This window comes from Streptomyces sp. NPDC001663, assembly GCF_042893105.1.
GTDB lineage: Bacteria > Actinomycetota > Actinomycetes > Streptomycetales > Streptomycetaceae > Streptomyces.
Genome location: NZ_JBIAUR010000004.1, coordinates 550,500 through 565,597, shown reverse-complemented (window position 1 = coordinate 565,597; position 15,098 = coordinate 550,500). Strand labels below are relative to the sequence as shown.

16 protein-coding genes and 1 pseudogene are annotated in these 15,098 nt (G+C 70.2%); 9 read left to right on the top strand and 8 right to left on the bottom strand.

What is annotated here, in order from left to right; all coding sequences use genetic code 11:
* Positions 1 to 20: 20 nt before the first annotated feature.
* Positions 21 to 824, bottom strand: coding sequence for a VOC family protein (locus ACFY1L_RS16390; protein ID WP_388823824.1), 804 nt, complete (start codon positions 822 to 824; stop codon positions 21 to 23).
* 284 nt (positions 825 to 1,108) lie between these two features.
* On the opposite strand from ACFY1L_RS16390, the gene ACFY1L_RS16385 reads away from it, so the two are divergent.
* Positions 1,109 to 1,960, top strand: coding sequence for a sulfurtransferase (locus tag ACFY1L_RS16385; RefSeq protein WP_388823822.1), 852 nt, complete (start codon positions 1,109 to 1,111; stop codon positions 1,958 to 1,960).
* An 82-nt stretch (positions 1,961 to 2,042) separates the two neighbouring features.
* Here the strand turns inward: ACFY1L_RS16385 and sepH are convergent, their stop codons facing one another.
* The 5 genes and pseudogenes from sepH to ACFY1L_RS16360 form a co-directional block, all read right to left on the bottom strand.
* A complete protein-coding gene (gene sepH, locus ACFY1L_RS16380; protein WP_388823820.1) occupies positions 2,043 to 3,092 on the bottom strand; it encodes a septation protein SepH in 1,050 nt (349 codons plus the stop codon).
* Positions 3,093 to 3,486: 394 nt separating this feature from the next.
* Positions 3,487 to 4,806, bottom strand: a complete 1,320-nt coding sequence (locus tag ACFY1L_RS16375; protein WP_388823819.1) for a D-arabinono-1,4-lactone oxidase — start codon at positions 4,804 to 4,806, stop codon at positions 3,487 to 3,489.
* Positions 4,766 to 6,004, bottom strand: a complete 1,239-nt coding sequence (locus ACFY1L_RS16370; RefSeq protein ID WP_388823818.1) for an MFS transporter — start codon at positions 6,002 to 6,004, stop codon at positions 4,766 to 4,768. The genes ACFY1L_RS16375 and ACFY1L_RS16370 overlap by 41 nt, the downstream gene beginning before the upstream one ends.
* Positions 6,005 to 6,201: 197 nt before the next feature.
* A pseudogene (locus tag ACFY1L_RS16365) lies at positions 6,202 to 6,416 on the bottom strand (IS5/IS1182 family transposase); the annotation flags it as partial.
* A gap of 27 nt (positions 6,417 to 6,443) precedes the next feature.
* Entirely contained in the window at positions 6,444 to 6,881 is a 438-nt protein-coding gene (locus ACFY1L_RS16360; protein ID WP_388823816.1) for a peptidase inhibitor family I36 protein, read from the bottom strand.
* A 364-nt stretch (positions 6,882 to 7,245) separates the two neighbouring features.
* Between ACFY1L_RS16360 and ACFY1L_RS16355 the strand changes: the two genes are divergently transcribed.
* Positions 7,246 to 8,373, top strand: a complete 1,128-nt coding sequence (locus ACFY1L_RS16355; protein WP_388823814.1) for a ferrochelatase — start codon at positions 7,246 to 7,248, stop codon at positions 8,371 to 8,373.
* 8 nt (positions 8,374 to 8,381) lie between these two features.
* Positions 8,382 to 9,197 (top strand): inositol monophosphatase family protein, encoded by an 816-nt coding sequence (locus ACFY1L_RS16350; protein ID WP_388823812.1) that lies wholly within the window; start codon positions 8,382 to 8,384, stop codon positions 9,195 to 9,197.
* A 72-nt stretch (positions 9,198 to 9,269) separates the two neighbouring features.
* Here ACFY1L_RS16350 and ACFY1L_RS16345 read toward each other — a convergent pair whose 3' ends face one another.
* Positions 9,270 to 9,434 carry a hypothetical protein gene (locus ACFY1L_RS16345; protein ID WP_164784887.1) on the bottom strand — a complete coding sequence of 55 codons (165 nt, stop codon included), beginning with the start codon at positions 9,432 to 9,434 and terminating at the stop codon, positions 9,270 to 9,272.
* A 428-nt stretch (positions 9,435 to 9,862) separates the two neighbouring features.
* Here ACFY1L_RS16345 and ACFY1L_RS16340 point away from each other — a divergent pair, with 428 nt between their 5' ends.
* The 4 genes from ACFY1L_RS16340 (at position 9,863) to ACFY1L_RS16325 (ending at position 13,412) form a co-directional block, all read left to right on the top strand.
* Positions 9,863 to 10,516, top strand: coding sequence for a response regulator transcription factor (locus ACFY1L_RS16340; RefSeq protein WP_373907771.1), 654 nt, complete (start codon positions 9,863 to 9,865; stop codon positions 10,514 to 10,516).
* A 6-nt stretch (positions 10,517 to 10,522) separates the two neighbouring features.
* Complete coding sequence (locus ACFY1L_RS16335; RefSeq protein WP_388823810.1) at positions 10,523 to 11,761, top strand: sensor histidine kinase; 1,239 nt, start codon at positions 10,523 to 10,525, stop codon at positions 11,759 to 11,761.
* A 393-nt stretch (positions 11,762 to 12,154) separates the two neighbouring features.
* Positions 12,155 to 12,451: a DUF4193 domain-containing protein gene (locus ACFY1L_RS16330; RefSeq protein WP_005481602.1), complete on the top strand. Its 297-nt coding sequence runs from the start codon at positions 12,155 to 12,157 to the stop codon at positions 12,449 to 12,451.
* Positions 12,452 to 12,464: 13 nt separating this feature from the next.
* Complete coding sequence (locus tag ACFY1L_RS16325; protein WP_388823808.1) at positions 12,465 to 13,412, top strand: hypothetical protein; 948 nt, start codon at positions 12,465 to 12,467, stop codon at positions 13,410 to 13,412.
* A 21-nt stretch (positions 13,413 to 13,433) separates the two neighbouring features.
* Here ACFY1L_RS16325 and ACFY1L_RS16320 read toward each other — a convergent pair whose 3' ends face one another.
* Positions 13,434 to 13,898: a DUF3093 domain-containing protein gene (locus ACFY1L_RS16320; protein ID WP_388823806.1), complete on the bottom strand. Its 465-nt coding sequence runs from the start codon at positions 13,896 to 13,898 to the stop codon at positions 13,434 to 13,436.
* A gap of 58 nt (positions 13,899 to 13,956) precedes the next feature.
* Here ACFY1L_RS16320 and ACFY1L_RS16315 point away from each other — a divergent pair, with 58 nt between their 5' ends.
* Positions 13,957 to 14,541, top strand: coding sequence for a PaaI family thioesterase (locus ACFY1L_RS16315; protein WP_388823804.1), 585 nt, complete (start codon positions 13,957 to 13,959; stop codon positions 14,539 to 14,541).
* Entirely contained in the window at positions 14,538 to 15,098 is a 561-nt protein-coding gene (gene dut / locus ACFY1L_RS16310) for a dUTP diphosphatase (RefSeq protein WP_388823802.1), read from the top strand. Before ACFY1L_RS16315 ends, dut begins: the two co-directional genes overlap by 4 nt.

Genomic DNA, 15,098 nt, shown 5'->3' with positions numbered 1-15,098 from the left:
GCCCGGCCGGCCCAGCCGTCTCAGTGCGGGCTCTGGATCAGGGAGAACCGGGCCCCTTCGGGATCCGACACCGTGGCCACCCGGCCGTGCGCGCTGTCGCGTGGGGACTTCAGGACGTGGCCGCCCAGGTCGACCAGGCGGGTCACCGCGTCGTCCGTGTCGGCGACCTCGAAGTACGTCATCCAGTGCGGGCCCCGGTCGCGGGGCAGGGCGCTGCCGACGCCGTGGATGCCGGCGACCGGACGGCCCTCGATGTGCAGGGTCACGTAGTCGAAGTCGGCGGAGACCATCGGCTCCTCCTCGTAACCGAAGACCGTCTCGTAGAACTTGGCGACGCTCGCCGACTCGAAGGTCACGAGCTCGTTCCAGGCGGGGGTGCCGGGCACGCCCGTGATGGCCGTGCCGCGCAGCTGCGCCGTCTGCCAGATGCCGAAGACCGCGCCGGAAGGGTCCGAGCCGATGGCGAGGCGGCCCGCCTCGGCGGCGTCCAGGGGCCCCACCCCGATCGTGCCGCCGCACAGCCGTACCGTCTCGGCGGTCAGGTCCACGTCGTCCGAGGCGAGGTAGGGCGTCCAGGCGATGGGCAGATGGCGGTCGGGCGGCAGCTGACCGATGCCCGCCACGTCGTATCCGTCGAGCAGGGCCCGCACATACGGGCCGAGCTGCTGGGGGCCCGGCTCGAAGTCCCAGCCGAACAGCGAACCGTAGAACTCCTGGGTCGCGGCCAGACCGTGCACCATCAGACTCACCCAGCAGGGCGTGCCGGGCGCGTGCCGAGCGTGCGTCTCGCCGTTCGGGCCGGCCGACCCCCGTGCCTCGGTCATCGTCACTCTCTCCTCGACCCCTCGTGGTGGCCGCGTCGCTTCCGCTCTTCGGATCCCCGTGCCGATGCTCGCACCCCCTGTGCTGCCGTGCGCTCCGGGCGCGCCGCACGCGAGGAGGATGCCCGGTGTGCGGTTTCCCGTCCGTTTCCGTGCGATTGCCGACGGACGTCGATCGGCTGTACAGCATGTGCCCGAACCCGTACGCCTCGTGATCGGGCCTGTCCGGCCGAGCAGAGTAGCCGGACACGGACGAAGCGGCCACCCCGTGCGCAAGGATGGTGGCCATGAACGCCATCATCTCCGCTTCCGAACTCGCCGGCGACCTCGCGGGACAGCGCCCGCCCGTGCTGCTCGACGTCCGCTGGCAGCTCAGCGTGGCCAAGGCGGCCGGCGAGCCGCCCTTCGACGGCCGGGCCGATTACGCGGACGGGCACATCCCTGGTGCCGTCTACGTCGACCTGGACGCCGAGCTCGCCTCCGCACCCGGCGAACGCGGCCGCCACCCGCTGCCCGACCTCGAGGTCTTCGGCGCCGCGATGCGCCGCGCGGGCGTCTCGGCCGGGACACCGGTGGTCGTGTACGACGGCGGGCAGGGCTGGGCCGCGGCCCGTGCCTGGTGGCTGCTGCGCTGGACGGGTCACCCGGACGTGCGGGTCCTGGACGGCGGGTTGCCGACTTGGGAGGGGGAGCTGGAGGCGGCGGTGCCGACGCCGCCCGAGGGCGACTTCGAGCCGGTGCCGGGAGCGGCGGGGCTGCTCGACGCCGACGACGCGGCGGCGCTGGCCCGGGCCGGGGTGCTGTTCGACGCGCGGGCGGGCGAGCGCTACCGGGGCGAGGTGGAGCCGATCGACCGGGTCGGCGGGCACATTCCGGGGGCCGTGTCGGCGCCGACGAACGAGAACGTGGGGGCCGACGGGCGGTTCCTGCCCGCGGAGGAGCTGGCCGAGCGCTTCAAGTCCCTTGGTGCGACCGACGGTTCGGAGGTCGGCGTGTACTGCGGTTCGGGCGTCTCCGGTGCACACGAGGTGCTGGCGCTGGCGGTCGCGGGCATCGACTCGGCGCTGTACGTGGGGTCCTGGTCGGAGTGGTCGTCGGATCCGTCGCGTCCGGTGGCGGTCGGGCCGGATCCGCAGTAGTCCGTACGACGCATGGTCCGTACGACGCGAAAAGGGCCGCGCTGTCGAACAGCGCGGCCCTCATCCTCGTACGACCTGCTTGCTACTCCTGCTTCTTCCGTCGTGTCCCGAACACGATCTCGTCCCAGCTCGGGACCGCCGCGCGGCGGCCCGGGCGGACGCCGTCGGCCTCGGCCTGGCGGTCCGTGGCGCCGACGAGTCGGTCGCGGTGGCTGCCGACGGAACGCGGCATCAGGACGTCCGCGTAGGCGGAACCGGCCGAGGCCGCGGGCGCCGGGGGCTCCTCCTCCTCGGGTTCGGCAGCGGCAGCGGGCTCCTCCGGCGGTGGCGGCGGAGGAGACGCTTCTGCGGGGCGCTCCGGGACCACCAGGTCGCCGCGGAAGCTCGGTACCGCCTCCAACAGGCTGGTCAGCGAGTCCCGTTCACCCGTGCTCTCCTCGGCGGGCTCGGACGCCTGCGCGGGCAGGCTCGGCCGCTCGAGGGCACGGTCCAGCGGGCGGTCGCGTGGCAGCCGTGCGATGCGCGGGACGAACGGAAAGCTGGGCTCCGGCGCGGCGAGGTCCTCGGACTCGCCGATCAGCGAGCGCGCCTCCTCGTCGACGGCCTGGACGAGCCGCCGGGGCGGGTCGTACGTCCAGCTCGCCGAGTGCGGTTCGCCCGCGACCAGGTAGACCAGCAGGACTTCCCAGGTGCCGTCGTCGCGGCGCCAGGAGTCCCACTGCACGGTGTCCTTCTCGGCACCGCGCAGCAGCAACCGCTCCTGGACGGCCTCGCCGAGCTGCGGTCCGGCGTTCTCACCGGGCCGGCGGACGGGTGTCTTGCGGGCCCGCTCGGCCATGAACGCGCGCTCCGCGAGCACGGGGCCCTCGAAGCGGCGTACGCGGTCGACGGGAATGCCTGCGAGCTGGGCTACCTCTTCCGCGGTGGCACCGGCGCGTATACGCGCCTGGATGTCGCGGGGGCGGAGATGGCTCTCGACCTCGATCTCGATCTGGCCGAGGCGGGGACGGTCGCCACGGACCGCCGCGCGCAGCCGCTCGTCGATCGGAAGCGTGTACTCCGTTGAGTCGGCAGCCTTCAGCACCAGCCGTGTGCCGTCATTCGAGACGGCCACGACACGCAGTTCGGGCATGGGGACCTCCCGGGTGGTGCCTGCCGACGTCACGTGCGTCGCTGCTTCCGCTAGTCGAGTGTGGCCTGCCCGGGTGCAGCCTGCCACAACCTTGCCGAGTTGCCCGGCGTGTCGGGCACGGGCCCTGGATCGCCGTTATGGCACGGTTACCTATTCGCAACGCTAAGTGACCAACTCCGTCACCCTGTGCAACTAGCCCCCTCCTGGCGGTCCTTGGAAGCCGCGGACGCCCTGGCGGGAGACCGGACCCAGGGCTCGCAACAGTACTCCATTCGGGCCACGTGCGTGGATTGGCACGCCGCTCAACTTCTTGCAAGGGACGGGACTCGGCCGCCCGTTGCGGGTTTTCGGGATCTTGTACGTGGCGTACTTCACGTAATCGCCGGAAACGGAACTACGCCCCCAACACCCGCCGCAGGTAGTCGTTCTGGAAGCGGCGGTCCGGGTCGAGCCGGTCCCGCAGTGCGGTGAACTCGCCGAAGCGCGGGTATACCCCGGCGAAGTACTCGGCGTCCCGGGTGTGCACCTTGCCCCAGTGCGGCCGGCCCTCGTGCGCGGTGAAGATGCGCTCGGCGGCGGTGAAGTACGCCTGGTAGGGCGTCCCTCGGAACATGTGGACGGCGACGTACGCGCTGTCGCGGCCCGAGGCCGTGGACAGCGTGATGTCGTCGGCGGGGGCCGTGCGCACCTCGACCGGGAAGCTGACCCTGAGGCCGGAGCGGTCGACCATCGCCTTGAGTTCGTGCAGCGTCTCGGCCAGGGCCTCGCGCGGAACGGCGTATTCCATCTCCATGAAGCGCACCCGGCGCGGTGAAGTGAAGACCTTGTAGGGAATGTCCGTGTAAGTGCGCGCGGACAGGGCCTTGCTGGAGATCTGGGCGATCGTCGGGACCGTGGCCGGCGCCGCCCGGCCGACCCACTGGGCCACCTGGAAGACGCCGTTGGAGAGGAACTCGTCCTCGAACCAGCCGGCGATCTGGCTCACCGGCTTCTCGGGTCCCGCGCTGCGGTTGTTGCGCTTGGTGTTGGTGCTGCCGGTGTGCGGGAACCAGTAGAACTCGAAGTGCTCGTTCTCGGCCCAGAGTTCGTCGAAGTCGGCGAGCACCTTGTCGAGGGGCATCGGCTCCTCGCGGGCCGTGAGCAGGAAGATCGGCTCCATGGCGAAGGTGATCGCGGTGACGATGCCGAGGGCGCCGAGGCCGATCCGGGCCGCCGCGAAGACCTCCGGGTTCTCCTTCTCGGAGCAGGTGAGCACCGAGCCGTCGGCGGTGATCAGCTCAAGTCCCTTGATCTGGGCGGCGATCGACGCCGACTCGCGGCCCGTGCCGTGCGTGCCGGTGCTGGTGGCGCCGGAGACCGTCTGCTCCATGATGTCGCCCATGTTGGTCAGCGACAGACCCTCGCGGGCCAGGGCCATGTTGAGCCTCTTGAGCGGAGTGCCGGCCTCGACCGTGACCGTCATGGCGTCGCGATCAATCTTGCGGATGCCGGTCAACAGTTGAGGGCGGATCAACACACCGTCGGTGGCGGCGATGGACGTGAAGGAGTGCCCCGAGCCGACGGCCTTCACGGTCAGGCCGTCCTCCGCGGCCTGCCGTACCGCCGCGGACAGTTCGTCCACGGACGCTGGAGTCACCTCCCGCGCGGGACGCGCCGCGATGTTGCCGCCCCAGTTACGCCACGTGCCGTTCTTCCCGCTCGCTGTGCTGCTCAACGGTCCCTCCCCGACGCGGAGCCGGCCTGCTGAGCCGGCGGTACCCCAGGAAACCGACCGCGACCGCGACGGCCCCGGACACCGCCGGAACCCCGTACCCGGCACGCGCGCCGGCCGCGTCGATGACCCAGCCGGCCACCGAGGAGCCGAGCGCGACGCCGACCGCGAGGCCGGTGCTCACCCAGGTCATGCCCTCGGTCAACTGCGCGCGTGGTACGTGCTCTTCTATGAGGGACATCGTCGTGATCATCGTGGGAGCGATGGACAGGCCCGCAACGAACAGCGCCACGGCCAGAAACGGCAAGTTTCCGACCAGTAGGAGGGGGATCATACTCACGGCCATCGCGCATATGCCCAGCAGCCAGCGAGGTGCGGGCGCCCCCTTGAAGTGCAGCAGCCCGAACACCACTCCGGCCACACAGGAACCCGCCGCGTACAGGGCGAGCACGATGCTCGCCGCCGCCTTGTGCCCCTGCTCGTCGGCGAAGGCCACGGTGACCACGTCGACGGATCCGAAGATCGCCCCGGTCGCCGCGAAGGTGGCCACCAGGACCTGCAGGCCACGCGCGCGCAGTGCCGAGCCGCCCCCGTGGTGCTCGCGCGGGTGCGGCTCGGGCTCGGTGGCGCGCTGGGCGGTCAGCCAGAAGACGCCGACCGCCAGGAAGCAGGCGGCGAGCAGCGGTCCGGCCTCCGGGAACCAGGCCGTGGACAGGCCGATGGAGATGATCGGCCCGAAGATGAAGCACACCTCGTCCACCACGGACTCGAAGGAGTACGCGGTGTGCAGCTGCGGAGTGCCCCGGTACAGGGCCGCCCAGCGGGCGCGGATCATCGCGCCGAGGCTCGGCACGGAACCGATCCCGGCGGCACACACGAACAGCACCCAGTCCGGCCACTCGAAGTGCGCGGCCAGCAACAGCCCGGCCGCCGAGACGAGCGCGACGAGCGTGGCGGGGCGCAGCACCCTGCGCTGCCCGTGCTGGTCCACCAGCCGGGAGATCTGCGGCCCGATCGCTGCGGCGGCCAGCGCGATGGTGGCCGAGAGGGCGCCCGCGAGCCCGTAGCGCCCGGTGAGCTGGGAGACCATCGTGACCACGCCGATGCCCATCATCGACAGCGGCATCCGGCCGAGGAGACCCGCGGCGGAGAAGCCCTTGGTGCCGGGGGCGGCGAACAGGGCGCGGTAAGGGCTCGGCACGGGGTCTCCGATGGGTACGGCTCAGTAAGGTGCTGGCTACAGCTCAGTAAGGTGCGAATGTAGTCGATACAGCTTACGAGTGAGGTCGCCCTAATGCACCCGGGTATGCGCCGGTGACGTCTCCGGGACCGGCCGGTGACCGCGTTCGGAAAGCAGCCCGGCCTTCGCCCGTCACCCCACCGTTCCCGGCCGTTAGTGCCCCGTTCGGTGGCCCCGGCGGCATGCTGGTGGGCCCGGCAGACGGTTGAGTCCACCGACACCGTCCAGCCGAGATCGTCACTGGTGTCGGCCCTTGCCAGGACTGTGGTGAGGATTTCGTGCGGTACTTCCACGCAATGGCCTCCAGAGTGCGCTGAGGCACTCGCTTCTTCGCCCTGCCGACCAGAAGCCGACAGGGCGAAGAAGGCTGCAGGCCCTCAAGTAGCCGACAGCACCGTAACTAGCAGCGGGTGACGGTCTTGGCGCTCTCGGCCTCGTCGTTGAAGACCCAGCCGTTCTTCAGGTTGTTGATGTCCGTGTGCGGCGCGACGCAGATCGAGTAGCCCGAGTAGTCGTCGTTGTCGTAGATCCGGATTCTGTAGCTGGTGTTGTTGATCAGCGACGAGATCTCGTTGTCACCGTCCCAACCGTCGATCTGGTACTTCTGGTTGGTGCCGGTGGGCTTCCAGTTGACGTACTTGCTGCCGGTGTAGTTGGAGTCCTCGTACATGCAGATGCGGCCGGAGTCGCAGCTCCAGTCCTGGGCGTCGACCGCGGTACCCTCCTGCGCCTGAGCTGGAACGGCGCCGAGGGTGACGATCACGGTCGTCGCGGCGAACCCGAGGGCCGCGCCGCGACCGAGGCGGCCCACGAGGGCCTTCTTCTTCGAACCTGCCATGTCTTGCTCCCCGTTCTTGTCATGAGGCACTGACGGTCCGCGTTGCCGGGCGGCTCCGGACGGAGCGCCGCGGCCGATGGTCGGCGGATCTGAATTGGGCGCCTTCGGAAGTGACTCCAGTTGCACATGGTGTGACCGAAGGTGACCGGTCAGGCAACTTAGTAGGTCGGTCCATTTCTGATCAACTGACTTTCCGAGTCGTCGTCCACCCACAGCTCGTCCCCGCCGGCACTGGAGTGGCGTCCGTAGGGCCCATCGAAGAGGCACGCTCTGGCGACCAAGCGTCGCTGGGCTGGATGAGCCGGGAACCCGAGTCGTCCCCCCACCTTCCCCGAGTGTCAGTGCCGGGTGGCAGGATCGACCCATGTCAGACGCGCGTGATGCCACCCCCTACGACGCCCTGTTCCTGCTCTCGTTCGGCGGTCCCGAGGGCCCGGACGACGTGATCCCCTTCCTGGAGAACGTGACGCGTGGGCGAGGCATCCCCAAGGAACGCCTGAAGGAAGTCGGCGAGCACTACTTCCTCTTCGGCGGGGTCAGCCCCATCAACGACCAGAACCGCGCCCTGCTGGACGCTCTCCGCAAGGACTTCGCGGGCCACGGTCTGGACCTGCCGGTCTACTGGGGCAACCGCAACTGGGCGCCCTACCTGACCGACACCCTGCGCGAGATGGTCGCCGACGGCCGCCGGCGCATCCTCGTCCTGGCCACCAGTGCCTACGCCTCGTACTCGGGCTGCCGCCAGTACCGCGAGAACCTGGCCGACTCGCTCGCCGCGCTCGAGGCCGAGGGCCTCGACCTCCCGAAGGTCGACAAGCTCCGCCACTACTTCAACCACGAGGGCTTCCTGGAGCCCATGGTCGAGGGTGTCCTGCAGTCCCTGGCCGACCTCCCCGAGGATGTCCGTGACGGCGCGCACATCGCCTTCTCGACCCACTCCATCCCCACCGCCTCCGCGGACACCTCCGGCCCGGTCGAGGACCACGGCGACGGCGGGGCGTACGTGAAGCAGCACCTGGACGTGGCCCAGCTGATCGCCGACGCGGTCCGCGAGCGCACCGGCGTCGACCACCCCTGGCAGCTCGTCTACCAGTCCCGCTCCGGCGCCCCGCACATCCCGTGGCTCGAGCCCGACATCTGCGACCACCTCGAGGAGCGGCACGCGGCCGGCGTCCCGGCGGTCGTCATCTCGCCCATCGGCTTCGTCTCCGACCACATGGAGGTCCTCTACGACCTCGACACGGAGGCCAAGGCCAAGGCCGCGGAGCTGGGCCTGCCGATGCGCCGCTCGGCGACCGTCGGGGCGGACCCGCGCTTCGCGGCCGCGATCCGTGACCTCGTGGTCGAGCGCGCGGCCGTGGAGCGCGGCGCCGAGGTCACGCCCTGCGCCCTGGGCGCGCTCGGCGCGAGCCACAACCTCTGTCCGGTGGGCTGCTGTCCGGCCCGCGCCGCGCGCCCGGCCGCCGCGGGCGTCGACAGCCCCTACGCGTGAGGAGCCCCGTGACCGACCCCCTGCACCAGGAACTGCTCGCACTGGCCCAGGAGGCCGCCCGCCGGGCCGGAGAGCTGCTGCGGGACGGCCGACCGGCCGATCTCGCGGTCGCGGCGACCAAGTCGAGCCCGATCGACGTGGTCACCGAGATGGACATCGCGGCCGAGAAGCTGATCACGGACCTGATCTCGGAGCGCCGCCCGGACGACGGCTTCCTGGGCGAGGAAGGTGCCTCCACCGAGGGCACGAGCGGGATCCGCTGGGTGATCGACCCGCTGGACGGGACGGTCAACTACCTGTACGGGCTGCCGACTTGGTCCGTCTCCATCGCGGCCGAGCAGGACGGCGAGACCGTGGTCGGGGTCGTCGCGGTCCCGATGCGCGGCGAGACGTTCCACGCGGTCCGCGGCGGAGGGGCCCGGGCCACGGGCGCCTGGGAGGGCGAGCAGGAGCTGGCGTGCCGCCCGGCGCCGCCGCTGGACCAGGCCCTGGTCTCGACGGGCTTCAACTACGTCAGCGAGGTCCGCACCCACCAGGCCGAGGTCGCCCGGCGGCTGATCCCGCTGCTCCGCGACATCCGGCGCAGCGGCTCGGCCGCGGTCGACCTGTGCGACGTGGCGGCCGGCCGACTGGACGGCTACTACGAGCGCGGCCTGAACGCGTGGGACCTGGCGGCGGGCGACCTCATCGCCCGTGAGGCGGGCGCCCTGACCGGTGGCCGCCCCGGAGAGCGCCCCGCACGCGACCTGGCGATCGCGGCCACCCCGGGCGTCTTCGAGCCCCTCCAGGGCCTCCTGGAGGACTTCGGCGCCTGGCACGACTGACGGCAGACAGACAGCAGCCCCCGGCGCTGGATTCGCCGGGGGTTGCTGTCGTGCGTACGCGCTGATCAGACGCTAAGCGCTGACCTCCACACCGTGTTCGGCGGCGAGGCGGCGCAGGTCGTCGAGTTCGCCCTGTTCAACCTCGACGAGGAAGTCGTCGCCCTCGTCGCGAGCCCGCGTCAGGTCGGTCTCGGTCGCCCTTATGCGCTGCAGAAGTCCTGCGGTGAATGCGTCCATGCTGCGCCCCCTCGTCCTGGGTCGTGGGTCGGGTGGCACGGGGGTGTGCCGTTCGGAAGGGGCGATCACGTCTCCTGCAGGTGCCCGGCACAGCCCGCGCCGGGCGGCGACGGTGCCGGACACCCACGCCCACTCTGCGGAAAGCGGATTGCGCCGTACCGCATGGTGCTGCGGCACTAGCAGAGCGTGATCGCGGGGTATGAACCGTCCTCCCCCCGCTCCCTTCCACGGAAACCTCAACCCGGCGAGAAAATCTGGCATTCCCGGGTCTCACACCTGTCCTTCATCCTGCCCTCATCCTCCGCCCACCCGCCTTACAGCCGACTTATGGCCGAAAAGGGCAGGATGGAGGCACACACTCATGAAGACCCCTGCCCGCGTGTGCCCTTGCAGGCGCTACGCGGGTGGACACAGGAAGGACAAGCGACGTGCGCGTACTCGTCGTCGAGGACGAGCAACTGCTCGCCGATGCGGTGGCCACCGGACTGCGCCGGGAGGCCATGGCCGTCGACGTCGTGTACGACGGTGCGGCCGCCCTGGAGCGCATCGGCGTCAACGACTACGACGTGGTCGTCCTCGACCGCGACCTTCCACTCGTGCACGGCGATGACGTCTGCCGCAAGATCGTCGAGTTGGGCATGCCCACGCGCGTGCTGATGCTCACGGCCTCCGGCGACGTCAGTGACCGTGTCGAGGGCCTGGAGATCGGCGCCGACGACTACCTCCCCAAGCCCTTCGCGTTCAGCGAGCTCATCGCACGCGTGCGTGCCCTCGGCCGGCGCACCAGTGTGCCGCTGCCGCCGGTCCTGGAGCGGGCCGGCATCAAGCTCGATCCCAACCGCCGCGAGATCTTCCGCGACGGCAAGGAGATCCAGCTCGCGCCGAAGGAGTTCGCCGTCCTGGAGGTGCTGATGCGCTCCGAGGGCGCGGTCGTCTCCGCGGAGCAGCTCCTGGAGAAGGCCTGGGACGAGAACACCGACCCCTTCACGAATGTCGTGCGGGTCACCGTCATGACGCTGCGCCGCAAGCTGGGCGAGCCGCCTGTGATCGTCACGGTGCCCGGCTCCGGCTACCGGATCTGATGCCCGATGGCCGCAACACCCGCTCCCCCCACGGCACCCCCCAAGCCCACCTGGGACCCCAGCAGGCCCGAGCCGCCGTTCCCCTGGCTGCGCCCGACCATCCGCATACGGCTCACACTGCTGTACGGCGGCATGTTCCTGATCGCCGGAATCCTGCTGCTGTCGATCATCTACCTGCTGGCGGCCCAGGCCCTCCATGAGGGCGACAACCAGTCCTTCCAGGTGACCGGCAGTAACATCGCGATCAGCAGCTCCACCTGCCCGCATCTCAATTCGGCGAGCTACGACGAGGTCGACTCGGTGTGGAAGGCCTGCACCGCCGCTCAGCGTCGGCAGGCGCTGGACGACCTGCTCAGCCGCTCCCTGCTGGCCCTGCTCGGCCTCGCCGTGATCGCCTTCGCCTTCGGCTACGCCATGGCCGGCCGCGTCCTGTCGCCGCTCGGCCGCATCACGCGCACCGCGCGCGCCGTGGCGGGCTCGGACCTGTCCCGCCGTATCGAGCTGGACGGCCCGGACGACGAGCTCAAGGAGCTGGCGGACACCTTCGACGACATGCTGGAGCGACTGCAGCGCGCCTTCACCGCCCAGCAGCGTTTCGTCGGCAATGCCTCGCACGAGCTGAGAACCCCCCTCGCGATCAACCGCACGCTCCTCGAGGTGCACCTGTCCGACCCGAACGCGCCGGTGGAGCTCCAGCAGCTCGGCAAGACGCTGCTGGCCACCAACGAGCGCAGCGAGCAGCTGGTGGAGGGCCTGCTGCTGCTCGCCCGCAGCGACAACCAGATCGTCGAGCGCAAGCCGGTCGACCTCGCCGAGGTCGCCTCGCAGGCCGTCGACCAGGTGCATGCCGAGGCGGACGCCAAGGGCGTGGTGATCCGCGGCGAGCAGCGGCCCGCGGTCGTCCAGGGCAACGGCGTGCTGCTGGAGCGGATCGCGCTCAACCTCGTGCAGAACGCCGTGCGGTACAACGTGCCGGACGACGGCTGGGTCGAGGTCACCACCGAGGTCCAGCACGGTCAGGCGGTTTTGGTCGTGGCGAACACGGGACCCGTCGTACCGGCGTACGAGATCGACAACCTCTTCGAGCCCTTCCGGCGGCTGCGTACGGAGCGCACGGGCAGCGACAAGGGCGTCGGCCTCGGACTGTCCATCGTGCGGTCGGTGGCGCGAGCGCACGGCGGGCACATTTCGGCACAGCCTCGCGAAGGGGGTGGGCTCGTGATGCGAGTCACCCTGCCCATCTGAGATCATGTCGCCGACACACGGGGATGTTCGCTTTGCGCGGAATTTTCTGGCCGCCGAATGGAGCACCCCGTGTGTGATCGATCACAAGGGCGATTTTCTGGCCATCTACTCTCCGTGATCATGCGCGCAGGCGGAAAGCCGGGAAAATCCGGGTTTTCGGGTGTCCTGATCACGGGAAGTACAGGGTGAGACGCCTTTGAAGAGCGGCATGGGGACCGTGTACGGTCCCGTTCGCCATCCAAGCCGATCACTCTTGAGGAGTCCGGTTGGGTGTCGATTGAGTAACAGACCTTGATGTGAGGCAAAATCTCCGCCTCGGGTCGGGCACAAGTCCGGCCTCTCACGCGTTACGTGCGCTGGAGACACCGCAGACACCCAGAGGGGGAGAGCGACATGGCAACGGATTACGACACCCCACGCAAGACCGACGACGACGTCGACTCGGACAGCCTTGAAGAGCTCAAGGCCCGTCGGAACGACAAGTCGACGTCCGCAGTGGACGTCGACGAGTTCGAGGCCGCGGAAGGCCTGGAGCTGCCCGGCGCGGACCTCTCGAACGAGGAGCTGGCCGTCCGGGTGCTGCCCAAGCAGCAGGACGAGTTCACTTGCATGAGCTGCTTCCTGGTGCACCACCGCAGCCAGCTGGCCCGGGAGAAGAACGGTCAGCCGATCTGCCGCGACTGCGACTGAGGCCGGGTCGGCCGTGACTGGCTCGACCCCACCTTGGAAGCGCCGCTCCCTTTTGCGGGGAGCGGACGAAGGGCTGCACGAAGGCCCTCACGGCGCGCGTGACGACGAGCGGGGCTCATCCGGTACGACACCCGATACGACAGGGTCTACGGGATCGGCCTCGCTCGAACCGGCGGCCGGCCGGGGTGACCTCCCGGCGCCGTCGCAGAAGAAACCTGTGCCCGTCGCCCGGCGGCGGGCCGCGGCCATCCGCGACAAGGCCGTGGAAGGCGTCCGCAAGGGCGGCAGCCGCGCCAGGGCGGGCCTGGCGTACCTCGCCGACCGCATCATCGAGATCGCCCCGCGGATCCCCGTACGCGACCTCGCGGCGCTCCGCAGACAGTTCCCGGGCCTCGGGCCCGAGCAGCTCGCCGACAAGCTCGTGGCGGGCGCGGCGGCCGCCACGTCGACGGTCGGAGCGGGGATCGGAGCGGCGGCGATGCTGCCCGTGCCGCCCGCGATGCCGACGGAGCTGGCCGCGGAGATCACCGGCGTCGCCGCGATCGAGCTGAAGCTGATCGCCGAGCTCCACGAGGTCTACGGCGTACGACCGCCCGGCAACCTCAAGGAACGCAGCACCGCGTATCTGAACTCCTGGTCGGGAGAGCGCGGGGTCGACGTGACGAAGCCGTCGAGCTTCGGCGGTGCGGTCAACAGCCAGATGAAGCATCAACTGCGCCAGCAGATCATGAAGCGCATGGTGCGCGACCTGCCGAACCTGATGCCCTTCATGGTGGGGGCCGCCGTCGGGGCGGTCATGAACCGCCGGGACACCAAGAAGCTCGCGGAGCGGATCCGTAAAGACCTGAGAAAGATTCAGGTGCCCTGGGACGCGCTTGTCGAACTCCCGCCCCTGGAGCGACCGGTGGACCCGCTGACGATGGGCGAGATCAGCAAGGAACTCGGGCCCGGAGGGCTCTGAGACCCCTGAGTGGCCGCCCCGTTACGCCACGGCCTCCTTGGCCGCCTTCAGCGCCTGGGCGAGGCGCTCCGGCTCCCGCGTGGACAGGTACAGGTACGGCGTCGGGTCCTCGGGGTCGGTCACCTCGACCTTCAGGGCCCCGGGGATGTAGGCGCGCAGCAGCAGGAAGGCGCGGGTGTCGGCCTTGTACGTGCGCCAGGCGCGGGCTTCCTCCGGGTCCAGGATCTCCGCGTCACCCAGTGCCGCGACCGGGATCTTCGCCTCGCCCGCGATCAGTGAGCCGCCCACCACACGGATACGGACCGAGCCGTACGAGCTCGCTACGACCGCCGCCGCCGCCGTGCCGCCGACCAGGCCGCCGAGCAGCGGCAGCGTGCCGAAGGGCAGCAGGATGAGGGCGAACGAGAGTCCGACCAGGAAGGAGATCAGCCACCACGAGCGGGGGGTGGTGAGGCGTTCTTCGTAAGGGGTGGCGGAGAGCTGCATGGAGCCAAGCTTGGCACGGTGTCCGGAATCCACCGACGCGCGGGTAAGGTCTGCGGCTGTGAGTGGTACGTCTCCAGCTCTTGAGCCTCCCGCCGACGCGGTGAAACCCGTGCGGCACCCCGATGCTCCCGCGCCCGGTGAGCTTCTGGGTGCCCACTACGAACAGTGTTTCGGGTGCGGCGGCGGGCAGCCCCACGGGCTGCACCTCGAGGCACGGGCCGGCGAAGGCGTCACGATCACCGCCGAGTTCACCGTGCAGCCCGCCCACCAGGGGGCGCCCGGGCTGGCGCACGGCGGGGTGCTGGCCTCCGCCCTCGACGAGACCCTCGGCTCGCTGAACTGGCTGCTGCGGACGATTGCCGTGACCGGACGGCTGGAGACCGACTTCGTGCGGCCCGTTCCCGTCGGGACGGTGCTGTACCTGGAGGCCGAGGTGACGGCGGTCGCGGGCCGCAAGATCTACTCGTCCGCCACCGGGCGGATCGGCGGTCCGGAGGGGCCCGTCGCCGTCCGCGCCGACGCCCTCTTCATCGAGGTGAAGGTCGACCATTTCATCGACAACGGCCGCCCGGAGGAGATCCAGGCAGCCATGAGCGACCCCGACCAGCGCCGGCGGGCCCGCGCCTTCGAGGTGAACCCGTGAGCCGTGCCCCCGGTCGAGAGCTCGACGTGCTGATCCGGCGCGTCGACCCGGACGTACCGCTTCCGTCGTACGCACAACCCGGTGACGCGGGCGCCGATCTGCGCACCACCGAGGCGTGTGAACTGAAGCCGGGCGAGCGTGCCGTGCTGCCCACCGGGGTGTCCATCGCGCTCCCGGAGGGGTACGCGGCCTTCGTGCACCCGCGATCCGGTCTCGCCGCCCGCTGCGGTGTCGCCCTGGTGAATGCCCCAGGGACGGTTGATGCCGGGTACCGTGGGGAGATCAAGGTGATCGTGGTGAATCTCGACCCGCGCGAGGCCGTGCGGTTCGAGCGCTTCGACCGGATTGCCCAACTGGTCGTCCAGCAGGTCGAGAGGGTCCGCTTCCAGGAGGTCGCGGAGCTTCCCGACTCGGCGCGGGCCGAAGGGGGCTTCGGGTCCACCGGAGGGCATGCGGCGGTGGCCGGAACGAGCAGCACAAGCGGTCAGGCCGCCGTGGGCGGCACTACGGGTGGGAATCGATACGCTTCGGTCGTATCCGACCGGGAAGGACAGTGA